A 21,564-nucleotide genomic window follows, 5' to 3' on the forward strand; every position below is an offset into this window, starting at 1 on the left:
CGTAGCACGACACATATAGCACGATTCTCTGTACAAATCCATAAAAGCCGAAAGCGGCTCCTGCAAGTATGGCAGGAGCCGCTTTCGGCTTTTATACTTAAGTATAGCTGACTCCTCTTTTGTCTTGCTACCTGATACGTGTGTCGTGATACGTTTATGCGGGCTGCTTTTCCTTCACGGCCAGTTGTCCGCAGGCGGCGTCGATGTCTTTGCCACGGCTACGGCGCACGTTTACCTGCAGGCCTCTATCCGCTAAATAGTAGATAAACTTCTGCATGCGGTCTTCGTCCGTGTTCTGGAAGTCAGCGTTCTCAATAGGGTTGTATTCTATGAGGTTGATCTTGCAGGGGATTATCTTGGAAAAGCGCAGCAGATCCTCGGCATCCTGCACCGTATCGTTGAAATTCTCGAATACAATGTACTCATACGTTACTTTGCGGCCGGTTACCTCGTGGTAGTATTTCAGCGCGTCCGTCAGGGCCTCCAGCGAATTGGTCTCGTTGATGGGCATGATCTGGTTGCGCTTCTCATCGTTTGCCGCGTGCAGCGACAAAGCAAGGTTCGCCTTGATACCGTCATCCGCCATCTTCTTGATCATCTTGGCAATACCGGCTGTACTTACGGTGATGCGACGCGCGGCCATGCCCAGGCCATCATGAGCCGTGATGCGCTCGATGCTCTTCATGACGTTGGCGTAGTTCAGCAAAGGCTCGCCCATTCCCATGTACACGATGTTGCTCAGCGGCTGCCCGTACTGGCGCAGGCTCTGCTCGTTAATACGCACTACCTGGTCGTAGATCTCGGCAGCGTCGATGTTGCGGACACGGTCCATGTAGCCGGTGGCGCAGAACTTGCAGGTGAGCGAGCAACCCACCTGGCTACTCACACAGGCTGTTTTGCGCTCATCGTGCGGAATCAGCACGCCTTCTACAATATTGTTGTCGTGCAGCTTAAAGGCTGACTTGATGGTGCCGTCGTTGCTGATTTGCTCCGTGGCCACCTGCACCGAGTTGATCGCGAAATGCTGGTCCAGCTTCTCGCGCAGGGCCAGGCTCACGTTGTTCATCTCCGTGAACGACCGTGCAGAGTGCTTCCAAAGCCACTCGTATACTTGCTTGGCACGGAAAGGCTTCTCGCCCTGCTCCACAAACCAGGCCTTCAGGTCGTCCAGCGTTAGCTTCCGGATGTCCTTCTTATTCAGGATATTTAGTTCTGCAATCATACTCATACTGCAAAATTACAAAAATCCTTAGGCTTTAGTTTCAATCTTTGCCTTTACTTCGGCTGGCAGGCGCATTAGTTTACGCTCCTGGTAATTAAAGCACAGCATACCCGTTTTGGCACGGGCTACTTCTTTGCCGTTTTGCTTGGTGATGTGGTAGGTGATGTCGAAACCATACTTGTTCAGGTCGTCAAATGCCATCTTTATACTTAAGGTGTCGCCATAGAAGCCTTCGCCTTTGTACTCAATGGCCACATCGGCCATAATCATACTTGCACCGGCCAGTTCCAGCTCGCTCCAGCCGAAATGGCCCAGCAACTGCATGCGCGCTTCGTGAATGATGGAAAGCAGCGCATCGTTGCCGAGGTGATTTCCGTAATTCAGGTCGGTTACGCGCACCGGGATCTGCGTGGTGAAGTGCGCGTGATCGGGAATGTATACTTGTATTCTTGCCATTTTACGTATATGCAGCAGCGGCGCGTTGGTAACACCAGTTGCAGGCCGCCTGCCACCTGTTTATTTATAGATTATAAAATGAATATATTGTAGCCTCTGTGCCGCAATGTGTACATTTGTACTGTAATACCAAAACCATGCATCTCGAAATACGACAGACCAAAGACGGCTCCAATACCCTTTACGTACCCGAACTGAACGAGCATTACCATTCGGTGCACGGAGCCATGCAGGAGTCGCAGCATGTGTTTATCAAGCATGGGCTGGAATACATGCTGGAGCAGAAAAAGGATTTGAAGATACTGGAGGTCGGCTTTGGCACCGGCCTGAACGCCATCCTGACCTTTCCGGCGGCGCAGGCAAAGAAAGCCTTTATCCAGTACGACAGCCTGGAGAAGTTCCCGCTAACAACCGATGTAGTGCAGCAACTGCACTACGAGCACATCATCCTGAACCCCGAGCTGTACGATAACTTCCTGAAGCTGCATGCCGCCCCCTGGAACCAACCGGTGGACATTATTCCCTATTTCACGCTGCAGAAGATCCACGAAACGCTGGAGGAGTTTTTGCCGCCACTTTCTTACTACGATGTGGTATACTTCGATGCCTTTGCCCCTGAGAAGCAGCCGGAGCTTTGGGCCGACGCCATGTTTGAGAAGCTCTTCAAGGCTATCCGGCCGGGTGGCGTTCTGGTGACTTACTGTGCCAAAGGCTCATTCAAGCGCAGCCTGAAAGCTGCCGGTTTCAAGGTAGAAGCCTTGCCTGGCCCTCCAGGCAAACGCGAAATGACACGCGGTGTGAAACCTTTCAGCGAAAACTAGAAGTATAGCAGGCCATTTATACTTCCGTTTTCAGCCCAGCAATCATTTCATCTATTTTCTGAAGCTTTTGCCCATACAGCATACGCACGCTCAGGCGGTAACCTAACGCACATAGAACGGAGAAGAGCAGCGTGCAAATGGCAAGTAGGAGCAAGCTGGCTTGCCTGCTTGCCGGGCTCAGGAATTCTTCCATCGGTACGCCAGCCACTTCAATCGAGAACAGCAGCATAGGCACACCAATCAGTAAAGTGCCGAGGCCTACTACCCAGGTATAATGCCGCACCATCGTGTTGGCCACCGTTCTAAAGTCCACCAGGTACTTGAGCACACTGTCCTTCAGCTCTACCTGCGCCAGTTTCTGCAGCATGGTTTCGTTGTAAAGGTATAAAGCCGTAAACACGCCCGCTAAGAAGAGGGCAAAGCTGTAGTAGCCAAACAACGCCAGCAGCCCCACCACAACCAGCGCCACAAACGGCAGTGCCCGCTGGTCTGCCCTGGCTGTTTTGTTGATCTTCTCGATCAGGTTCTCTGATTCCCGGTTTCTCATCTCGTTCATTTTTTGGGTTGATAAATTGGGTTCGTTTATCTGAAAGCCCTTGTTCCAGATATTTTTGAAATCATCTGTGCTATCCATGAATCAGCTGTTTTAAGGTGTTTTTGATTCTGTTTACTTTCACGCCCACATGGTTCGTTTTTATGCCCAGTATCTCGGCAATCTCTTTGTAGCTTTTATCTTCGAGGTACAGGATGATGATGGCCCGGTCAATTTCCTTTAGCTTTTTAATGGCTTTGTAGAGTTGCTCAAACTGCTCTGCCTCCGTTGCGTCTGTCTCTGTCCGTAACATGTCGATTTCCTTCAGAGAACCTGTTTCTACCCGCTTCTTCGCCTTCTTGAAGTGCGTCAGGCAAACGTTCAGCGCCACACGGTACACCCAGGTAGCCACCGCCGATTTGTCTTCAAAAAAGCTGTGCGAGCGCCACAACTGCAGGCATACTTCCTGGAAATAATCCTCGTAGTCTTCGTCGGTATCGGTGTAGGCCCGGCATATTTTGTTGATGATGCCGGTGTTCTCCCTGATAAACCTGTTGTAGAAATCGATCGTCATGTAGCTGAAAGTCTTTGCATGGTTAGTAGGCGGCGTGGCAGGTTTTATTACAGCAGGCGCCAAATTTATTTCGAAGGCGGCCTATCAGGACCCTGCCAACTTAATCGCTGCAGCTTTGTTACCTTTGCAATCGTAAACAGAACCAAACATACACAATAGCTATATGGCATCAGAATTTCATCAGCTGGAAGCAAAAACACTACAGGGGCAGGACGTGCAAATGGACGCCTTCAAGGGCAAGGTGGTGCTGGTGGTGAACACGGCTAGCCAGTGTGGCCTGACACCGCAGTACGAGGGGCTGGAGGAGCTTTACCGCAAGCATAAAGACGAGGGCCTAGTTATACTTGGTTTTCCATGCAACCAATTTGGCAACCAGGAGCCGGGCGGCAGAAAAGAGATCGAAGAAGGGTGCCTGATCAACTATGGTGTCAGTTTCCCAATGTTCGATAAGGTGGATGTGAACGGCGACAATGCGCACCCCGTGTTCAGGTACCTGAAGTCGAATTTGGGTGGGCTGTTCGGCAGCAGGATCAAGTGGAACTTCACCAAATTCCTGGTGGATGCCGACGGCAATCCCGTAAAGCGCTTCGCCCCGATCACCAAACCGGAGAAAATTGAGCCCTACATCGAGAAGCTGCTGGCACAGAAGAAGGCTTAAAAGCAGGCAGCCTATACTTGCAGGCATGGCGGATGTAAACTGCCGTTAACTGTAAATCAGAATAATCATACTTAACCAGGTGCGACAGTTGTATTGAAATCGGAAAACAGAAGCAGAGAGCGGAAGAGACATCCGAAAGTATAGCTTATCCTGAATTTGTCTCTTGTAAAGCCTCCTTATACTTTAAGCTGTTTAATGCTTATTTATTTTGCACTTATACACCAACCAGTGTTTTGAAATCATAAATAATAACTTACATTGCAGTGGACAAAACGCGCCCCTAAAATATAAGTTATATGATAAGCTTACTTAAGAAAGTTAAATTACAGGAAATGATTCGGCAGAACATCATCAAGCCTTTCCTGCCCAAGTATGAAGTGGTTTGCACTACCTATCAGGTAATTCCGGGCCTTCCGGTAAACGGCAACCACCAGAAGCATGCTTTTGACAAAGGTGCCTCTCTGGAAGCCAGAAACTTCTATGTGAAGGTGATTAACTCTGACCTGACCAAAACCATGGCCCCGGTGGAAGTGCACCTGAAGCGCCGCGGCAAAACGATTGAGAAGCAGAACTTCGGTCCGGTGGAGGAGCTAAAGAAATTCAACGTAGTGTACAAAGGCTAACAAAGCCCGCTGCCAACATGCAAGAAGCCTTTCCGGTACAGCCGGGAAGGCTTCTTTGTTTTAATTTCTTTCGCTGCTTACGGGCATTTTACACTTATAAATTCCGCAGCTGATTTGCTCAACTCTGTAGGTGCAATTTTCGTTTTCAATACGCCCTCATCTGCTATCAACCCCTGAATTTTCGGCAGTTAGGCAGCCGCTTGCAAGTAAGTGATGTGGTTCGCCCGCACAGGAGGCACATGTAGCTTTCACAATTTAAATGCGCTTGGAATGTACTTTAAGAAGCCCTATAAAATCATTCTTGCTGTGGTGGTGGTGCTGGTTATCTTCCGCATTGCGCTGCCTTACCTCGTGAAGGATTACGTGAATAAAGTGCTGGACGAACTGCCCGGCTATACCGGCCATGTAAATGATATTGACCTGCACCTGTACCGCGGCGCCTATACCATAAAGGGCCTGGTGCTGGTAGAGGAAAAAGGCAACCCAAAATACCCCTTCCTGCACATCGCACAGACAGACCTCTCACTGGAGTGGAAATCCCTCTTTAAAGGCGAGATAGTGGGGGAGGTGATTATGGAGCGCCCTGTTATGAACATTGTGGAGACGCCGGCCGCGCAGAGTGCCGCCAGGGAACCCACACAGGAGGACTGGACGCAGGTGGTGACAGACCTGATGCCCATTACCATCAACCGCTATGTGATCCACAACGGCAGGCTCGCTTACCTCGACTTCAGCGCCAGCCCCGACGTAAAGCTGCACATCGACAACATGCAGCTGGTGGCGCTAAACCTGGCAAACGTGGAAAACGAAACTACTGCGCTGCCCTCTACTATCCATGTTACCGGGAAATCCGTTGGGGGCGGCACTCTGAAGAGCGACATGCGTGCGAACTTGCTGAAGGAGATGCCCGACCTGGACGTGAACATGCAGCTAACGCAGGTGGACGTGACCAGCCTCAACAGTTTTATAAAGGCCAACGCCGGTTTTGATGTGGAACAGGGCAAGCTGGACATGTACAGCAAAGTGAGGCTGACCGATGGGCAGTTGAACGGCTACATGAAGCCTTTCCTGGAGAACATAAAGGTTCTGAGCTGGAAGAAGGACAAGAAAGAAGACGGGTTCCTGCATGCTGCCAAAGAGGCGGTGATCGGGCTTTTCGCGGAGGCCGTAGAAAACCAGGAAAAAGACCAGATTGCGACGCAGGTGCCCATCTCAGGCAACATCAACAACCCCGATACCGACAACTGGCGCACGTTTGTGAACGTATTGCGCCATGCCTTCGTCGACGCCTTCAACAAAAGCCTGGAAAATGAGGCCAGCCGCGGAAATAAGAAGCAGGAAAAGAAAGACTAGCACGATACTTATGCTCGTTTTCCTGCCCGTGCCTCAGCTTAAGAATTCCCGGCTGCTCTTAAACCTATCATGCCTCCCGCCGTTTCTACCTAACTCAACATGCTTCTAAGCTTGTTGTGAAATTAGTTTGCACCGCTATACGTAGCACAGGAAAACAAACATGGAATATAGAAAGATTGGCGCATCAGATTTAGAGTTATCTGTGGTAACATTTGGGGCATGGGCAGCAGGTGGCTGGATGTGGGGCGGCACCGAGCGGAAGGATTCAGTGGAAGCCATCCGGGCCTCTTATGATTTGGGCGTTACCTCCATCGACACGGCCCCCATTTACGGCCAGGGCACCAGCGAAGAAATAGTGGGCGAGGCCATCAAGGGCTTGCCCCGCGACAAAGTACAGATACTAACCAAGTATGGCATGCGCTGGGACCTGAACAAAGGCGCGCTCGCCATGAAAAGCCAGGACAACAATGGCCGCGAGATAGATGTGCACAAGTATGCCGGCCGCGAAAGCATCATCAAGGAGTGCGAAGACAGCCTGCGCCGCCTCGGCACCGACTATATCGACCTGTACCAGATCCATTGGCCTGACGTGACTACACCCATTGAGGAGACAATGGAAACGGTGGCGCAGCTGATAAAGGAAGGCAAAGTGCGCCAGGCCGGTGTCTGCAACTACAGTGTGGAGCAGATGCGGGAGGCGGAGAAGTATGTGCAGTTGGTATCGAACCAGGTGCCCTACAGTATGGTGAAGCGCGGCATTGAGGAGGACGTGGTGCCTTACTGCCTGGAGCACAACAAGGCCATACTTGCCTACAGCTCCCTGGAGCGTGGCCTGCTAACAGGTAAAATGAAACCCGGCTATACTTTCAGCGAAGGCGATCACCGCGCCAATTTATACTTCTTTCAGGATGAGAACCTGGAGCGCACCGATGCATTCCTGCAGAAAATAAAGCCTCTGGCCGAGGACAAAAATGCTACGCTGGCGCAGCTGGTCATCCGATGGACCGTGGAGCAACCGGGCATCACCATCGCCCTGGTTGGTGCCCGCAACGCCCAACAGGCCACACAAAACGCCAAGGCCCTGCACGTAAAATTAAGCCCGGACGAGATCAGCTTTATCACCGAAGAACTGAACAAACTGGAGCTAGTGAAACCTTAACAAGCCTTATTCACACTTGGAGGAAAGGCAGCTGCTGTTTTAAGTGGCTGCCTTTTTTGTTTTAGCTAATTAAGAACCTATAGCTCTTTATCAAATAAATATTATTTTGCCTATATTACATTACAGCTAGACATTACCTAATTGTCGTCATGGAAGAATACGAAGCAACTGAAGCTTTTGCTTATATCAAGTATGAAGGAGAATTAGTAAGAGATGGATTCTTAGATGCCAGGAAAGCTGGTGAGGCACTCTTAGGAATTGATGAGGCACTGCGTTTCTTTATTTCTCACGAGGACCCTTCTTTGCAATTGGTTGATTTTGAAATACCAGTTCGTGTACGGAAAGGGAGCTGGGAAACTATATTCTTAGAGAACTTTGATGCGCTACTATTAAAAACTGCTGTTACTTGGGGAGCAACAAAATATTTCGGTACCGCATTAGAGGAAATTGCAAAGAATGACTTCAAGGAGCTAGGTTTTAAAGATATTTTTAAGAGTGCATTCAAGGCCATGACTTGGGTAATCAAACTTGCAAAACATCTAGGTTCTCTGGCAAATAAAAAACTTGATCATTTTGAATTTACAGGTGACGGCAAAGTCGCCGTAGAGAATAATGAGGGAGAAACTTTAGCTGTCCCTGCTCAATATTTAAAACTTTTTGCAGCATGCCCTAATGACTTATTTTCAAAATTAGCTAGAGTTATAGAAGATGAACGTGAACTAGTCATTGGTTATAAAGACAAGGATGATTCTAACTTTGTTAGAGTAAAATTGGGCAAGAAGTTTATTTTTATTCCTAACGAGGATGAGAGTGAAATTCTTTTTCCAGAGTTAGTACATAACAGTTATGTAGAACTTTCGGGCCATGTGTCTAGAGGGAATGAAAACTCTAACACTTTAGGATTTCTTTATCAGGACCATGTACTAACATGCTATCCCAGCGAAGGCAACATCAAAAGTTTCAAGGGTGCTCTTTTTACTAATGCAATAGTAAAAGGATACGTAGATCGATTAGACAAAAAGACTGGCGAATTGATAGAAAAAAGGCCTAGAATAAGGTTCTTAGAAGTGGTATCGACTGAACCAGACAACAGGCAGCTCAAGCTCTTTTAGGTTGTTAAGTTACAACCCTTCGCTTCACGTCTAACCTGTTGCAGCACATCCCAGCACCGAACCTCCCCCTTAAAAAAACCCGTACTGCTACGTTGTAAATCAGTACCTTCACCTAGTTATACTTAAACCTGCTGCACAAACGCACCCAGCCGCATACATGAAGAAAGCAGCGATTATTTTAATTCAAGCCGTAGGTACTTTCACCATACTTGCCTCGGCTTTACCGCTGCTTACGTTCGAGGAGTGGTACGTAAGGGTTTTCGATTTCCCACGCATGCAGCTCCTTGCCATGGCGCTGCTTAGCCTGGTGCTGTTCCTGTGGCTCGGCACGCGGCACCGCAAGCGCGACAAGGCTCTTCTCGCAGGGCTGGGGCTTGCCGTTGTTTACCAAGCCATCAATATTTTCCCGTATACGGCACTTGCTCCTGTGCAGGTAAAGCAGGCAGAAGAGGACAGCACACCGCAAAATGAGCTGAGTATTTTGGTATCGAACGTGCTCATGCCAAATAAAAATCACTACGCGCTGATCTCCCTTATCCAGAACCTGAACCCGGATATGCTACTGCTGCTGGAGTCTGACTCGGTGTGGCAGGAAGCCCTTGCAACCACTACGGCCAAGTATCCCTACCGCATCGAGATCCCGCTGGCTAATACATATGGTATGCACCTGTACAGCCAGCTGCCATTGCGACAGAAAAGAATTCGCTACCTGCTGGAGAAGGACATCCCCTCTATCAAAACATATGTAAAACTCCGGAACGGCGTTTGGGTTGAACTGCATGCCGTGCACCCGAAGCCTCCCGTCCCGATGGAGGACCCGAACTCAAAGAAACGTGATGCTGAGATTGTGCTGGTGGCCAGTGATATTTCGGACTCAAAGTACCCCGTGGTGGTGGCCGGCGATTTTAATGATGTGGCGTGGTCGCGCACTACGGCGCTTTTCCAGGAAGTAAGCGGCCTGCTGGACCCACGCGTGGGCAGAGGGCTTTTCAGCACCTTTAACGCAAATTACCCGATGCTGCGCTGGCCCCTCGACCACGTCTTCCACTCTGATCATTTTAAGCTGGTGCAAATAGAGCGGCTGCCGTACATCAACTCCGACCATTTTCCCATCTACATCAAGCTAAGCTTTGCGCCTGAAAACGAGTACGAGCAGGAAGAGCCGGAAGCGGACGAGGACACGCATGAAGAGGCCATCGAAACAATACAGGAAGGGGTAGAAGAGGCAAAGAAGAACTAGCTTTTGGCTTCCCAAACCCAATCCGGCATCACCACCGCATCCAGCGGCACATCATACTTGTTCAGGTCAGAAATGCGCTCCACTGGCTGCTCTAACGATAAGCCCACCTTCAGCACATCCGGGCGGCAATCGGCCAGGAAACGATCGTAGAAGCCTTTGCCATAGCCCACGCGGTGGCCGGTTCTGTCGAAGGCCAGCAACGGAATCAGTACGATGTCCACCTCCTGCGCATGTATGATTTGGGCATCCTGCGGCTCCGGAATGCCCCAGTTGTTTTCTACAAGTATGGCCTCGTTGGTGAGGTGGTGGTGCGTGAGCAGGTTCTGCTCCACATCGGTTACCGGCACCACAATGCGCACCTGGGGTTGCTCCAGCCACAGCCGCTCAATTATAAGCCAGGTGTTTACTTCGTTATTTTTGATGATGGGCAGGAACACGTGTACCGTTTGTCCCGCCTGCAACTCAAAGTGCCGGAAGAACTGCCCGGCAATGCTTACACTGCAGCGCTGCACCTCGTCAGCGGGCATTGCCCGCCGCTTTAGCAGCATACTCCTGCGCAGGTCTTCCTTCAGCATGTGCTTTACTCCTCCTCCAATATCGTAAACTTAAATTCCAGCGGATCAAAAGCCTCTACCAGGGCAGGTATGAAGTCGGGGTTGTTTGTGGTGTAAGAGAGCAGGTTATCTTTGCGCTCCTGCAGGCTGCCGCCCGGGAACAGCTTATCCTTCAGGTTCTCGAGTTGCTTAAAGGTCTGCTCGTGCTTGTTGTCGCGTGCCTTGGAGATCTTCTTCTCCAGCATCTGCAGGGCGTTATGCGCTTTCTGCTCCTCGGCTCCCACGGCCTTTACCAGCGTGGGGTCAATCTCCTTCGCCAGCTTCTCCACTTCGGCAAAAGCGGCGGCCACGGCTTTGCGCTGTGCGGTCAGGTCAATATCCTCTTCGTGAATCTGGGCAGATAGCTGCTTTTTCAGCTCCTGGTACTCCTGGAACAGCTCCTGCGGCTCCAGCCCTAATTTGTGCATGCGGTTGGCATTGCTGCGGCTTATGTAGAGGGCAGAGTTGCGCAGCATCAGCACCGGGAAAGCCACATTATAGGCGGCAAACAGCGCTTTAAGCTGAAACCAGTAGGCTACCTCTGCGCCACCGCCAATGTAAGCCAGGTTTGGAAGTATAAGCTCTTCGTACAGCGGCCGCAGAATCACATTCGGGCTGAAGCGCTCCGGGTGCGCCTGTGCTTCCTGCCGGATCTCCTCCAGCGTAAAGCTGGTGTCGGTGTTAAGTACTTTATAGGTGTCGTCTTCCTGCACAAGGCGCTCACGCAGTGTATCGGTCAGGTAAAACAGGTTTATCTCGCGCGAGTATACTTGCGGTTTATAGCCTGCTTCTTCCAGTTGCGCACTCGCCTCCTCCACCAATTTGTTCGACAGCTGTTCTGTCAGCTCCTTCTCTACCACCGGTAGCAGCGCCTTTTTCAGTTCGGCATGGTCACCGTCAATACTTACCAGGCCGTACTCGCCAAACAGCGCATGTGTAATAGCGCGCGTGGCATCAGCCAGGTTCCTGCTGTTGCGGTAGGCCTCCTCAAAAATTGGGTATGCCTCCGGCAGTTCTGCCAGCAGTGGCTCCATGTCTTCCAGCGAGAATCTGCCAACAGCTCCGGTCTGGTCCGTCTCCCAAGTATACTTCTTCCCGAACAGGTTAAAGTGGTTGATCTCGGCAAAGTCGTGGTCTTCGGTGGCCATCCAGTACACCGGCACGAAGTTGTAGTCCGGGTAGCGCTCCTGCAGTTGTTTGCAGGTGTTGATGGCTGTAACGATTTTGTAAACGAAGTATAGCGGACCGGTAAAGATGTTAAGCTGGTGGCCGGTGGTGATGGTGAAGGTATTGGGCTGCAGCAGCAGGTCGATGTTCTGCTGCACCTTTGGGTGGATATCGGAGAGGGAAGTATATTGCTCCTGCAGTGCCTGGTGCAGCGTTTGCCGCTGTGCTTCACTAAAGCTTTTCTCCTTTAGCTGGGCCTCGAAAGCCTCGAGGGTTGGGAAGTGGTTGTAAAACGGTTGCAGCTGCTCGCTACAACAGAGATAGTCGCGCACGGTATCAGAAAATGCGCCAGTGGCGGCATAATCCATCTTTGTTATTTTCATTGTCTGTACTTCCATCTGCTTTGTAGCCGCGGGTTTGCTCTTTAAACAGTTTAGCGGGAAATGTGTTGCCGCCAATTGCCGCTTTCCCACAAAGTAAAGATATTATTTCCGCTTTTGCAGCCAACACGACAGAAAGCAGGCCGCCTGGGATGAGCTTAAAACCATTCCGCTGACACACGTAAACAAACCTATACTTCTAAAATACAGACTATGGGATTATTAAGCGGAATGATGGGCAACGCCTCCGAGGTGTCTATCGAGAAAATAACAAAAGAGTTTCAACCCATCCTCATTGATGGCGAGCAGATTGAGCGGGCCTACCGGCTGATACGGGACATGCTGGTGTTTACTAACAAGCGCCTCATCCTCGTGAACCGCCAGGGCCTCACCGGCTCCAAAACCGATTACCAGAGCATCCCCTACAGCAGCATCAAGATGTTCTCCAAAGAAAGCGCCGGCATCGGCGACCTGGATGCAGAGCTGAAGATCTGGCTGACCGGAGAAACAGCGCCCACCATCAAACAGGACTTTAGGAAAGGTGACAATATCAATGAGGCCTACCGGGTGCTTAGCCGGCATGTGCTGAAATAGGACCTGCCCCCTCCTAACAACAGGAGGGGGTTCTTTCGAGGAGTTGCTTGGTTACCTGCACAAAAATAATAATTTGTATATGAGGAAAGACCAGTTGCATAGCATTCCGACCCTAAAAGAGCAGCGGGCAATTTTGCGTAATAATTTGACACCCGCGGAGGAAGAGCTTTGGAGGCTGCTACGAAAGCATAAGCTGAATGGGCTTAAGTTCAGAAGACAACATAGTATAGGCGGCTATATCGTGGACTTCTACTGCGCGTCCTTGAAATTAGTCATCGAAGTGGATGGTTCTGTGCACGACACAGAGGAAGCTATGGCCAATGACAAAGCGAGGTATGAAACACTGCAACATTTAGGTTATAAAATTATGCGCATCAGAAACAGCGACGTATTTGATTCTCCAGAGCATGTCTTAAAACGTATAACTGCAGCAACTTAAAACAACTAAATAACCCCCTCCTGTTTTTAGGAGGGGGCAGGGGGAGGTAAAACAAAAAGCCCCGCAAGCTATACTTGCGGGGCCTCTTAAAGTATTACTAATGAAAAGGAGGTCTAACTTACCACCTCGCCATACAAATCGAAGTCAGAAGAACCGGTGATTTTTACGTTAGCGAAATCACCAAGGCGCACATAAGCGTTATCTGCTGCCACAAGCACTTCGTTGTCTACTTCCGGGGAATCGTACTGGGTACGGCCCACGAAGTAACCGCTTTCTTTGCGGTCGAAAAGCACTTTGAAGGTCTTGCCTACTTTCTCCTCATTCAGCTCTACAGAGATGCCCTGCTGCAGCTCCATAATGGCGTCAGCACGGTCCTGCTTTACCTCCTCCGGCACGTCATCCTCCAGCGTGAAGGAGTGCGTGTTGTCTTCATGGGAGTAGGTAAAAATGCCGAGACGGTCGAATTTCGTCTCTTCTACCCAATCGTACAGTTCCTGGAAGTCTTTGTCAGTTTCGCCTGGGTGACCAGCGATTAGAGTGGTTCTAAGAGCAATGTCCGGCACGCGCTGGCGAATCTGGTCAACCAGCTCAATGGTGCGGCGCTTGCTGATGCCGCGGCGCATGGTCTTGAGCATGTTGTCCGAAATGTGCTGCAGCGGCATGTCCATGTACTTGCAGATGTTGTCGCGCTCGTTCATCACGTCAAACACCTCCATCGGGAATTGCGATGGGTACGCATACTGCATCCTGATCCACTCGATGCCGTTGACATCAGACAGATTGCGAAGCAAATCAGCCAGCTTGCGTTCGCCGTAGTGCTGTAAACCATAGTAGGTCAGGTCCTGGGCAATCAGCACCAGTTCCTTTGTGCCCATACTTGCCAGGCGTTTAGCGTCGCGCACCAGGTCCTCAATCGGACGGTCCACGTGCTTGCCCCGCATCAGCGGGATGGCGCAGAAAGAGCAGGGGCGGTTGCAGCCTTCAGCTATTTTAAAATAAGCGTAGTGGGATGGTGTAGTTAGCAGGCGCTCCCCGATCAGTTCATGCTTGTAATCGGCCTCCAGCTTCTTGAGCAGCTGAGGCAATTCCAGTGTTCCGAAATAGGCGTCCACCTGCGGAATCTCCACTTCCAGCGATTCCTTGTAGCGCTGCGACAGGCAGCCTGTTACGTACAGCTTGTCGATTTGGCCGGCTTCTTTGGCATCGGCGTAGCGTAGAATGGTGTCGATAGACTCCTGCTTGGCGTTGTCGATAAAGCCGCAGGTGTTAACGATCACTATGTTGGAATCGTCTTTGTCAGACTCGTGCGCCACGTCAATCTCATTGGCACGCAGCTGCCCCATCAACACTTCGGAATCCACCAGGTTTTTGGAACAACCCAATGTAATTACGTTTACCTTATCTTTTTTAAGCGTTCTTACTTTCACAAATTAATAGCTAGCATTGTAATTGATCAGAAACTCCACAGTTGTCACCTGCCCCTGCTGCACCTCTACCGGAAAAATATTGTTCTCCCCGTCGAAAAGGTTGGCATACAGGCCCTTCTCCTCTTTCGAGAAAAGGCTATACTTGCCGGGTGCCAGGCCAACCGCAAAATTGCCATTAGCATCTGTAACAACCTGAGTCACTAAATTAGTTTGAATGTTGGTGTGAAAAACACCCTCCAGCGTATTGGTCTGGGTGCCTTTGGTAAGCTCGTAGATGTAAAGTGTGCGTTGTGCACCGCGTTTACCTGAACTCTTGGGCGCGTTGGGCGAGGGCATCTGGTTACCTGACTCCATCACCACGCGACCACGTATACCTTGTGCAATAGGGGCTTGCTGCTCCTGTGCCTGCTTTTGCTGTCCCTGTGCGGGCAGTTGCCCCTGCTGTGTTGCTCCGGAATTTTCCATCGGTTCTTCTTGAATTGGGGGTTGATGGGAAGTTTTGGCGCCATTGCAGTTTAAGAGCAGCAACGCCAGCGGTAACAGCAGGAACTTAGGCATGATGGTTTTATTTACGTGAAAAGAAAGCCTCTACAAACGCGTTCTTGTCGAACAGTTGCAGGTCCTCAATTTTCTCGCCAACTCCGATATATTTCACCGGAATCTTGAACTCATCTGAAATACCGATCACCACACCGCCTTTGGCTGTGCCATCCAGTTTGGTAATGGCCAGTGCCGTTACATCGGTTGCCTTGGTAAACTCGCGGGCCTGCAGCAGGGCATTCTGGCCTGTGCTGCCATCCAGCACCAGCAGTACCTCGTGCGGCGTGTCTTCTGTTACCTTCTGCATCACGCGCTTTATTTTCGAAAGCTCGTTCATCAGGCCCACCTTGTTGTGCAGTCGACCGGCTGTGTCGATAATCACCACATCGGCATTCATCTCCACGCCTTTCTTCACTGCATCATAAGCCACAGAAGCCGGGTCGGTGTTCATGCCATGCGATATCACCGGCACACCCACGCGCTCTCCCCAAATGATCAACTGGTCTACCGCGGCAGCCCGGAAAGTATCGGCGGCACCGAGTACCACCTGCTTTCCTGCTTTCTGAAACTGGGAGGCGAGTTTGCCGATGGTCGTGGTTTTACCCACACCGTTCACGCCCACCACCATAATCACATAAGGTTTGATGCCCGCAGGCAGCTCAAAGTTGGCACCGTCGCCGGCTTTGTTCTCTTCCAGCAGCGCCGCGATCTCCTCACGCAGGATACGATCCAGCTCGTCGGTACTCACGTACTTGTCGCGGGCCACGCGCTTCTCGATGCGGTCGATGATCTTCACTGTCGTCTCTACCCCCACATCGGCATGTACCAGGATCTCCTCCAACTCATCGAGCACCTCCACGTCTACCGTGGACTTGCCCATTACGGCTTTGCTCAGCTGGCCAAAAAAGTTGCTCTTGGATTTCTCGAGTCCTTTGTCCAGCGATTCTTTTTTCTTCTCTTTACCAAAAAAGTCAAAAATTCCCATGCCGGTTTATGTGTAGGGTGAATGCTATCAGGGTTGATACGGTAATATACTAAAAAAGTCCCACCAGTGGGACTTCTTCATGTTGATCTATTTATAATGCAGCGTAGGCTGTCTTATTTTCTAGCAAGGAACTCCTGTACTTTATCAACAGGCACCATTTCTTCTCTAAAGCTGTAAGCACCAGTCTTAGGAGATCTTACGGCCTTAATCACTTTTGCCCAGTCTTTACCTGTAGCGGTTTTTAGGGTTGCAACTACCTTCTTAGCCATGGTTATTTAATTTCTTTGTGTACAGTTACTTTTCTCATCACAGGGTTGAACTTCTTAAGCTCCAGGCGCTCAGGTGTGTTCTTTCTGTTTTTGGTAGTGATGTACCTTGAAGTTCCAGGTAGGCCAGAAGCTTTGTGCTCTGTGCACTCCATAATAACCTGGATTCTATTACCTTTTGCTTTTTTAGCCATCTCGACAGTAATTTTTTAATTGGGACTGCAAATATAAAAGCTTAAATCTCTAATTACAAACAAAGTAAAACTTTTATTGTGAAACCAGCCTTTAAAGCTTCACAAATTTTACACCTGCCGTTTTATCTGTTCTACCTGCACCGGTAATACCGGAGAAAGCGCAGCAAAGGTTAAAAAAACAGCAACGGAGCGAAAGCAAATACAGCTTCTCTCCGTTGCCGGTATTTTATGTAATTTACCAGATGGCTTTTGCCCGGACTGGTGCTTTATACTTTAATGCTAATAGCAACCAAAGCCTGCACAGCCGGTAAACGGCCTCTAGTACATGATGTACCCTTGCGCTACTGCTTTCTTCAACACGGCAGAAATACCGTTCTTGTTGATTGTTCTAAGTGCAGACGTAGAAACTTTCAATGTTATCCATGCATCCTCTTCCGGGATGTAAAAACGCTTCTTCTGAAGGTTTGGATTGAACCTACGCTTCGTCTTGTTGTTAGCGTGCGATACGTTGTTACCTACGCGTGGTCTCTTACCTGTTAAGTCGCAAACTCGTGCCATCTTGTATTCTTTTCTGGTTTATTTCAATAGGGGTGCAAATATCTGCATAAAGATGCACAATATCAAACCCGTACTTAAAAATTTCAGCTTAATGTGTACCATCTGCGCCCAGACAGCCTTCAGGTGACAAACTTTATACTTAGCCGGGCTGCTTTCCTGCCGCCTTCTGCTCTTTTCGGAAGCCGTAGGGGCAGTTCGTGCAGGCGTTTTTGCAGCAGTACCCCCGCTTGAGCAGGTACTTGGCCGTGAGTACCATCAGGCCCTGCGCATTAAAGTAAAAGTCTTCTCCCTCTGTTAACTTCTGGCTCAACGGTATACTTTCTGGTTTCCTGCAAATAACGCTAATTCTACTCTTGCACCCAAGGCGCATTTATACTTTCGGCTGCAAGAATAAGTGCGTGTAAGCAAGTATGGGCAGAAACAAATCTGTAAACCGGCAGCCACTTGGGTACACAGGCAGCAGGCAAAGTGGGTTTAAAGCCTGCCAGCCACATCTAACAGCTACCAGCAGGCTGCTCCATTACCTGCGAATTTTGAAGTAGGCCCGAATTCCGTAAATTTGACAACCCGAAGCAGTTAAAAGGGTAAAAAGAAAAGGCGGCACAGCTGCTATTGTCACACGATTTCAAAAGAAAACTATGAGCACTCAGACCATCAACACCAGCCAGGAGGCCATCGACATCGAGCATCAGTACGGAGCACACAATTACCACCCGCTGCCGGTGGTGCTCAACCGCGGCGAGGGCGTTCACCTCTGGGACGTGGAGGGAAAGCACTACTTCGATTTCCTGTCGGCATACAGCGCGGTAAACCAAGGCCACTGCCACCCAAAGATCATTAAGGCACTGGTAGAGCAGGCGCAGCAGCTGACGCTTACCTCCCGCGCCTTTTACAACGATAAGCTGGGTGCTGCCGAGAAGTATATCTGCGAGTACTTTAACTACGACAAATCACTGTTCATGAACTCGGGCGCCGAGGCGGTAGAAACAGCTATAAAGCTGGCGCGTAAGTGGGGCTACATGAAAAAGGGTATCGCGCCGCACAAGGCCGAGATCATTGTGGTGGAGCACAACTTCCACGGCCGCACCACCGGCATCATCTCCTTCTCCACCGATCCGGACTCTACCAAAGGCTTCGGCCCGTACATGCCCGGATACAAGGTAATTCCTTACAACGATGTGAACGCACTGGAGCAGGCGCTGAAAGAAAACCCGAACGTTTGCGGTTTCATGGTGGAGCCGATACAAGGCGAGGCAGGCGTAGTGGTTCCGGATGAAGGCTACCTGGCAAAGGCACACGCACTGTGCAAGGAGTACGATGTGCTGCTGATGGCCGACGAAATACAAACCGGCATTGGCCGTACGGGCAAAACACTCGCCAGCAAGTATGACGATGTGCAGGCGGACATCCTTATACTTGGCAAGGCGCTTTCGGGCGGTGTGCTGCCGGTTTCCTGCGTGTTGGCCAACGATGACATCATGCTGTGCATACAGCCGGGCGAGCACGGGTCTACGTTTGGCGGAAACCCATTGGCTGCCGTGGTAGCAATCGCGGCCCTGGAGGTAATTAAAGAAGAGCAACTGACCGAGAATGCACACAAATTAGGTGAGATTTTCCGCGAGCGCATGCAGCGCCTCATCAGCAAGCGCCCTGAGCTTATCACACTCGTGCGCGGCCGCGGCCTGCTGAATGCCATCGTGATCAAGCCAACTGCCGATGGCAGAACCGCCTGGGATGTATGCGTGGCCATGATGGAGAAAGGCCTGCTGGCCAAACCAACGCACGGCGACATCATCCGCTTTGCTCCTCCGCTCGTGATCTCGGAAGAGCAGCTGCACGAGTGCTGTGATATTATTGAGGAAGTTATCTTGAACTTTTAATTTTTAAGACGTTAGATTTTAGACATTAGATACTAGATTTATGATAATATGAAAGGCAGAGGCGGAAGCTTCTGCCTTTTCTCTTTTATGCTGGTTAGCAGTAGCACTTACCGCACATCATTCTGGCGCAAGCGTCCGCTTGTGCCTTGCGGCAGCAAAATTATACTTGCCCCAGTTGTTCATACCACTTGCATTAGGATTAAGGCTGAGGGGAGAGCGGGTGTAGTTCCTATACTTCTCCCCGCAGTTGTCTCTCGCCATTCATTGCCTCCCACTAGTGTCATCACGACGATAGGAGAGGTCTTAACAGAACTCCAGATGGCAATGGTAAGAAATGATAATAGTCTGTCGGAAATCACGTATTTGCTTGATTTGTGCACGTCGGCACAAGCGGACGCTTGCGCCAGTGAACGGATGTTCCAGTACCTCTCACCGAGGACGTTTTAAAATTGCTTGGCCCTTACCCACTTTCTCTTCACCTTCCTCAGATTTTAAGCTGCTTCAGCAGCAGCTGGCATTATATATGCTATTGCTATACTTGCAATTTTACCATTGCGCAATAAATACATCCATACTTCTACAACTATGAAAAATCTATTAGCTGCTGCTGTGCTGGCCGGAGTGCTGGCGCTGCAGGGGTGCACTGTTCCACAGATGGCTGTGGAGCCCGGTTTCAAATCGCAGGCACAGGAATTGCCGGTGGAGGGACGCAAAACCTTTAAGCCAAACGGCAACTTCTCCATCGGCGACTTTACGGTGGCCAACGTGCACCGCGGCTGGAAGAGAAGCGGCGGCTTTGCCATACTTGGTTACGAAAATCTTAAGTCTCAGCAGCAGTATGAGTTCAGCCTGCAGAACGGCCAGGGGCAGGAATGGTATGTGTTTGGCGCCAGCAGGCTGCACGAGAAAAACCTGACCTCCAACAACGGCATCAGCATCCGTCTCTCGCCCAACCTCGAGTACTACACCAGCCATTTCACCTCGCCCGAGAGCGGCCAGTGGACCCTGCTTACCGCCGACCCCGGCCATTACACAGACCGCAAGCGCTTTGACGGGGAACTGACGAATGGCCGCACCCGCTACACCGTGTCGCCGGTGTATAAGTTTGAGGGCAAAGGACTCCCGCTCCCCGACCTGGCAGGGTATGAGTTTAAGGCTGGCGAAGAGGTGCTGGGAGCAGTGCAGGTGCTCAACAACGGCAAAGTTTGGCTGAAGACTAACTTGCCGGAAGACACGCGCATGGTACTTACTAGCGCCATGGCCTCGCTACTGCTCTACGAGAAGCTGCAGGACTCCAATACCACCCTTGCCATAGAATAGGTCCCGGCGCACTACAACAGCGATTCTATTTGCTGCTTATGCTATCGGCAACGCGGCATCGCCACTGAAACAATACCTGAAAATGCGTGCAAAGCTTTTGCAGGTGAAGCTCCTTGGTGCTATGCGCCCACTTGCTCATGGGTCTGTAGGTAAAGTGCTTTCTTACCTTTCTTAAACTGGTCCTCATGGTGCATACTTTATTTCATGGTGTGTATCCCGGGCAGCAGGTGGAGCTTTTAAGGTTAAAGAAGAAGGCCTGCAACAGTAGCAGGCCTTCTAACTCAACTTAACCATCTTACTCATACAATCATTTGCAGAACTGCCCGCATTAGCACTATTGTCATCCATCGTTTTCGCTCATCGCTGGCCATACTTAAAACAAAGCTTTGGTGAAGGGCTTGCGAGAGAACACTGTTGCCTCGTCCACATCCTTTAGGCGGCAGATAAAGCGGGTCATGCGCTCCACGCCAAAGCCTGCACCGGCTGTTTTTGGAATTCCACCCTCTTTGGCTATTTCCAGGTAGTGCGCGAAAGTCTCCTCACTGGTGCCTACCTCGGCCATGCGCCTGCGGATCTGGTGGTACTCATGCTCCCGCTCTGCCCCCGACAATCCCTCGCCGAAGCCCTCCGGCCAGATTACATCGTAGTTCAAGTAGGTGCCCGGCTTTTTGGGGTCTTCTTTGTCGTAAAACTCCCGCTTGTGGTTCAGCAGCCAGAAAGGCTCCGTTGCCTCTCTCGATTTGATGTGCTCGTGATCAGGGCCAAGCGCTGCCTCCAGCTTTTCGGTGCGGTACACAGCCCACTTCTCATACTGCGGCAGCAGCTCCCCCCGAAGCTCCAGGATCAGCTCAGGCAGCTCCTCGTTCAGGCGGCGGAACACGAAATTCACCAGCTCCTCCATAAACTCCATAACAAAGAAGCGGTCTTTGCCCTTAAACTCGAAGTCAACCTGGGTGAACTCGAACAGGTGCCGACCGGTTCCGGCACGGTCGCCAAATTCCAGGCGGACGTTCGGCGACACAATGTAGAGGCTGTCCAACCCCGGGTTCATCAGGGCCAGTTGCTTATGGAAGATCATGGATTTGGTAAGGCTCCAGCGCTGCTCGGCATACCCGATGGAGGCATCCACCACGCCATGGTTCAGCGGGTCCGTGATGGGCGACAGCATGAGCGGCATCAGCTGGGTAAGGCCTTTCTTAAACATGAAATCATGGGTGGCCCGCACAATGCCCTGCTGCACTTTTAGTATTTTTGGCAGCCTGGCACGGCTCAGATGGCTCACAGTCGCCTCCAGCACCGTTGGTTCGGTTAGTGTTTCTAGCTCCATTTTTTGTTAAATTGTCAAACTTTAGATGATATATACATTACAAACGTAATGAAAGTTTCCTTTTATTGATAAATTATCAATAGTTAATTTTAATATTTATCATATTCTTATTTTAGATATAGTATCTTTGAAACTTTGTTAATA

The 21,564-nt window shown here is 50.4% G+C and carries 25 protein-coding genes; 11 read left to right on the top strand and 14 right to left on the bottom strand.

What is annotated here, in order from left to right:
- Positions 1-154 precede the first annotated feature (154 nt).
- Positions 155-1,228 carry a 23S rRNA (adenine(2503)-C(2))-methyltransferase RlmN gene (gene rlmN / locus A0W33_RS07290; protein ID WP_172798098.1) on the bottom strand — a complete coding sequence of 358 codons (1,074 nt, stop codon included), beginning with the start codon at positions 1,226-1,228 and terminating at the stop codon, positions 155-157.
- A gap of 21 nt (positions 1,229-1,249) precedes the next feature.
- A complete protein-coding gene (locus tag A0W33_RS07295; RefSeq protein WP_068837544.1) occupies positions 1,250-1,678 on the bottom strand; it encodes an acyl-CoA thioesterase in 429 nt (142 codons plus the stop codon).
- A 137-nt stretch (positions 1,679-1,815) separates the two neighbouring features.
- On the opposite strand from A0W33_RS07295, the gene mnmD reads away from it, so the two are divergent.
- On the top strand, positions 1,816-2,499 hold the full coding sequence (gene mnmD, locus A0W33_RS07300; protein WP_068839989.1) for a tRNA (5-methylaminomethyl-2-thiouridine)(34)-methyltransferase MnmD: 684 nt from the start codon (positions 1,816-1,818) through the stop codon (positions 2,497-2,499).
- A 16-nt stretch (positions 2,500-2,515) separates the two neighbouring features.
- On the opposite strand, the gene A0W33_RS07305 is transcribed toward mnmD, so the two are convergent.
- Complete coding sequence (locus A0W33_RS07305; protein WP_068837545.1) at positions 2,516-3,133, bottom strand: hypothetical protein; 618 nt, start codon at positions 3,131-3,133, stop codon at positions 2,516-2,518.
- Positions 3,126-3,605 carry an RNA polymerase sigma factor gene (locus tag A0W33_RS07310; RefSeq protein ID WP_068837546.1) on the bottom strand — a complete coding sequence of 160 codons (480 nt, stop codon included), beginning with the start codon at positions 3,603-3,605 and terminating at the stop codon, positions 3,126-3,128. Before A0W33_RS07310 ends, A0W33_RS07305 begins: the two co-directional genes overlap by 8 nt.
- A 163-nt stretch (positions 3,606-3,768) precedes the next feature.
- Here A0W33_RS07310 and A0W33_RS07315 point away from each other — a divergent pair, with 163 nt between their 5' ends.
- The 6 genes from A0W33_RS07315 (at position 3,769) to A0W33_RS07340 (ending at position 9,750) form a co-directional block, all read left to right on the top strand.
- The gene (locus A0W33_RS07315; RefSeq protein ID WP_068837547.1) at positions 3,769-4,263 is read left to right on the top strand and encodes a glutathione peroxidase; all 495 of its coding nucleotides are present in this window, start codon (positions 3,769-3,771) and stop codon (positions 4,261-4,263) included.
- A 296-nt stretch (positions 4,264-4,559) separates the two neighbouring features.
- Positions 4,560-4,886: a hypothetical protein gene (locus tag A0W33_RS07320; RefSeq protein WP_068837548.1), complete on the top strand. Its 327-nt coding sequence runs from the start codon at positions 4,560-4,562 to the stop codon at positions 4,884-4,886.
- A gap of 270 nt (positions 4,887-5,156) precedes the next feature.
- Entirely contained in the window at positions 5,157-6,239 is a 1,083-nt protein-coding gene (locus tag A0W33_RS07325) for a DUF748 domain-containing protein (RefSeq protein WP_068837549.1), read from the top strand.
- Positions 6,240-6,399: 160 nt separating this feature from the next.
- The gene (locus A0W33_RS07330) at positions 6,400-7,398 is read left to right on the top strand and encodes an aldo/keto reductase (protein ID WP_068837550.1); all 999 of its coding nucleotides are present in this window, start codon (positions 6,400-6,402) and stop codon (positions 7,396-7,398) included.
- Between the two features lie 149 nt (positions 7,399-7,547).
- On the top strand, positions 7,548-8,510 hold the full coding sequence (locus tag A0W33_RS07335) for a hypothetical protein (protein WP_068837551.1): 963 nt from the start codon (positions 7,548-7,550) through the stop codon (positions 8,508-8,510).
- Positions 8,511-8,667: 157 nt separating this feature from the next.
- Positions 8,668-9,750 carry an endonuclease/exonuclease/phosphatase family protein gene (locus tag A0W33_RS07340; RefSeq protein ID WP_082815154.1) on the top strand — a complete coding sequence of 361 codons (1,083 nt, stop codon included), beginning with the start codon at positions 8,668-8,670 and terminating at the stop codon, positions 9,748-9,750.
- Here A0W33_RS07340 and A0W33_RS07345 read toward each other — a convergent pair.
- Together A0W33_RS07345 and bshC are read right to left on the bottom strand one after the other, a co-directional pair.
- Positions 9,747-10,325, bottom strand: coding sequence for a 5-formyltetrahydrofolate cyclo-ligase (locus A0W33_RS07345; RefSeq protein WP_068837552.1), 579 nt, complete (start codon positions 10,323-10,325; stop codon positions 9,747-9,749). The two genes, A0W33_RS07340 and A0W33_RS07345, sit on opposite strands and share 4 nt — an antisense overlap.
- A gap of 5 nt (positions 10,326-10,330) precedes the next feature.
- Entirely contained in the window at positions 10,331-11,908 is a 1,578-nt protein-coding gene (gene bshC / locus A0W33_RS07350) for a bacillithiol biosynthesis cysteine-adding enzyme BshC (protein WP_082815155.1), read from the bottom strand.
- A 195-nt stretch (positions 11,909-12,103) separates the two neighbouring features.
- Here bshC and A0W33_RS07355 point away from each other — a divergent pair, with 195 nt between their 5' ends.
- Positions 12,104-12,484, top strand: a complete 381-nt coding sequence (locus A0W33_RS07355) for a PH domain-containing protein (protein ID WP_068837553.1) — start codon at positions 12,104-12,106, stop codon at positions 12,482-12,484.
- A gap of 79 nt (positions 12,485-12,563) precedes the next feature.
- A complete protein-coding gene (locus tag A0W33_RS07360) occupies positions 12,564-12,923 on the top strand; it encodes an endonuclease domain-containing protein (RefSeq protein WP_068837554.1) in 360 nt (119 codons plus the stop codon).
- A gap of 113 nt (positions 12,924-13,036) precedes the next feature.
- On the opposite strand, the gene rimO is transcribed toward A0W33_RS07360, so the two are convergent.
- From rimO to A0W33_RS21195, 7 genes are all read right to left on the bottom strand, one after another.
- A complete protein-coding gene (rimO, locus tag A0W33_RS07365) occupies positions 13,037-14,350 on the bottom strand; it encodes a 30S ribosomal protein S12 methylthiotransferase RimO (protein ID WP_068837555.1) in 1,314 nt (437 codons plus the stop codon).
- 3 nt (positions 14,351-14,353) lie between these two features.
- Positions 14,354-14,815 (bottom strand): carboxypeptidase-like regulatory domain-containing protein, encoded by a 462-nt coding sequence (locus tag A0W33_RS07370; RefSeq protein ID WP_229802105.1) that lies wholly within the window; start codon positions 14,813-14,815, stop codon positions 14,354-14,356.
- A 100-nt stretch (positions 14,816-14,915) separates the two neighbouring features.
- Positions 14,916-15,875, bottom strand: coding sequence for a signal recognition particle-docking protein FtsY (ftsY, locus tag A0W33_RS07375; protein ID WP_068837557.1), 960 nt, complete (start codon positions 15,873-15,875; stop codon positions 14,916-14,918).
- A 113-nt stretch (positions 15,876-15,988) separates the two neighbouring features.
- The gene (locus A0W33_RS20645; protein ID WP_071890024.1) at positions 15,989-16,144 is read right to left on the bottom strand and encodes a DUF4295 domain-containing protein; all 156 of its coding nucleotides are present in this window, start codon (positions 16,142-16,144) and stop codon (positions 15,989-15,991) included.
- Positions 16,145-16,146: 2 nt separating this feature from the next.
- Complete coding sequence (rpmG, locus tag A0W33_RS07380) at positions 16,147-16,335, bottom strand: 50S ribosomal protein L33 (RefSeq protein ID WP_068837558.1); 189 nt, start codon at positions 16,333-16,335, stop codon at positions 16,147-16,149.
- Between the two features lie 318 nt (positions 16,336-16,653).
- Positions 16,654-16,893: a 50S ribosomal protein L28 gene (gene rpmB, locus A0W33_RS07385; RefSeq protein WP_068837559.1), complete on the bottom strand. Its 240-nt coding sequence runs from the start codon at positions 16,891-16,893 to the stop codon at positions 16,654-16,656.
- 139 nt (positions 16,894-17,032) lie between these two features.
- Positions 17,033-17,203, bottom strand: a complete 171-nt coding sequence (locus tag A0W33_RS21195; RefSeq protein ID WP_308428465.1) for a DUF5522 domain-containing protein — start codon at positions 17,201-17,203, stop codon at positions 17,033-17,035.
- Between the two features lie 328 nt (positions 17,204-17,531).
- Between A0W33_RS21195 and rocD the strand changes: the two genes are divergently transcribed.
- Positions 17,532-18,773 carry an ornithine--oxo-acid transaminase gene (rocD, locus tag A0W33_RS07390; protein WP_068837560.1) on the top strand — a complete coding sequence of 414 codons (1,242 nt, stop codon included), beginning with the start codon at positions 17,532-17,534 and terminating at the stop codon, positions 18,771-18,773.
- 585 nt (positions 18,774-19,358) lie between these two features.
- Positions 19,359-20,093: a hypothetical protein gene (locus A0W33_RS07395; RefSeq protein WP_068837561.1), complete on the top strand. Its 735-nt coding sequence runs from the start codon at positions 19,359-19,361 to the stop codon at positions 20,091-20,093.
- Between the two features lie 373 nt (positions 20,094-20,466).
- On the opposite strand, the gene A0W33_RS07400 is transcribed toward A0W33_RS07395, so the two are convergent.
- A complete protein-coding gene (locus A0W33_RS07400; RefSeq protein WP_068837562.1) occupies positions 20,467-21,420 on the bottom strand; it encodes an asparagine synthetase A in 954 nt (317 codons plus the stop codon).
- Between the last annotated feature and the right edge of the window lie 144 nt (positions 21,421-21,564).

Origin of the sequence: Pontibacter akesuensis (genome assembly GCF_001611675.1) — a bacterium.
GTDB classification, from domain to species: Bacteria; Bacteroidota; Bacteroidia; order Cytophagales; family Hymenobacteraceae; genus Pontibacter; species Pontibacter akesuensis.

Coding starts and splice junctions, on each gene's coding strand:
- A0W33_RS07360 (WP_068837554.1), top strand. CDS start 12,564: ATGAGGAAAGACCAGTTGCATAGCATTCCGACCCTAAAAGAGCAGCGG.
- A0W33_RS07305 (WP_068837545.1), bottom strand. CDS start 3,133: ATGGATAGCACAGATGATTTCAAAAATATCTGGAACAAGGGCTTTCAG.
- A0W33_RS07320 (WP_068837548.1), top strand. CDS start 4,560: ATGATAAGCTTACTTAAGAAAGTTAAATTACAGGAAATGATTCGGCAG.
- A0W33_RS07340 (WP_082815154.1), top strand. CDS start 8,668: ATGAAGAAAGCAGCGATTATTTTAATTCAAGCCGTAGGTACTTTCACC.
- A0W33_RS07395 (WP_068837561.1), top strand. CDS start 19,359: ATGAAAAATCTATTAGCTGCTGCTGTGCTGGCCGGAGTGCTGGCGCTG.
- A0W33_RS07355 (WP_068837553.1), top strand. CDS start 12,104: ATGGGATTATTAAGCGGAATGATGGGCAACGCCTCCGAGGTGTCTATC.
- rlmN (WP_172798098.1), bottom strand. CDS start 1,228: ATGAGTATGATTGCAGAACTAAATATCCTGAATAAGAAGGACATCCGG.
- bshC (WP_082815155.1), bottom strand. CDS start 11,908: ATGGAAGTACAGACAATGAAAATAACAAAGATGGATTATGCCGCCACT.
- A0W33_RS07335 (WP_068837551.1), top strand. CDS start 7,548: ATGGAAGAATACGAAGCAACTGAAGCTTTTGCTTATATCAAGTATGAA.
- A0W33_RS07400 (WP_068837562.1), bottom strand. CDS start 21,420: ATGGAGCTAGAAACACTAACCGAACCAACGGTGCTGGAGGCGACTGTG.
- A0W33_RS07330 (WP_068837550.1), top strand. CDS start 6,400: ATGGAATATAGAAAGATTGGCGCATCAGATTTAGAGTTATCTGTGGTA.
- A0W33_RS07310 (WP_068837546.1), bottom strand. CDS start 3,605: ATGACGATCGATTTCTACAACAGGTTTATCAGGGAGAACACCGGCATC.
- A0W33_RS07345 (WP_068837552.1), bottom strand. CDS start 10,325: ATGCTGAAGGAAGACCTGCGCAGGAGTATGCTGCTAAAGCGGCGGGCA.
- A0W33_RS07315 (WP_068837547.1), top strand. CDS start 3,769: ATGGCATCAGAATTTCATCAGCTGGAAGCAAAAACACTACAGGGGCAG.
- mnmD (WP_068839989.1), top strand. CDS start 1,816: ATGCATCTCGAAATACGACAGACCAAAGACGGCTCCAATACCCTTTAC.
- rpmG (WP_068837558.1), bottom strand. CDS start 16,335: ATGGCTAAAAAAGCAAAAGGTAATAGAATCCAGGTTATTATGGAGTGC.
- A0W33_RS07295 (WP_068837544.1), bottom strand. CDS start 1,678: ATGGCAAGAATACAAGTATACATTCCCGATCACGCGCACTTCACCACG.
- A0W33_RS07370 (WP_229802105.1), bottom strand. CDS start 14,815: ATGGAAAATTCCGGAGCAACACAGCAGGGGCAACTGCCCGCACAGGGA.
- A0W33_RS20645 (WP_071890024.1), bottom strand. CDS start 16,144: ATGGCTAAGAAGGTAGTTGCAACCCTAAAAACCGCTACAGGTAAAGAC.
- A0W33_RS07325 (WP_068837549.1), top strand. CDS start 5,157: ATGTACTTTAAGAAGCCCTATAAAATCATTCTTGCTGTGGTGGTGGTG.
- rocD (WP_068837560.1), top strand. CDS start 17,532: ATGAGCACTCAGACCATCAACACCAGCCAGGAGGCCATCGACATCGAG.
- ftsY (WP_068837557.1), bottom strand. CDS start 15,875: ATGGGAATTTTTGACTTTTTTGGTAAAGAGAAGAAAAAAGAATCGCTG.
- rpmB (WP_068837559.1), bottom strand. CDS start 16,893: ATGGCACGAGTTTGCGACTTAACAGGTAAGAGACCACGCGTAGGTAAC.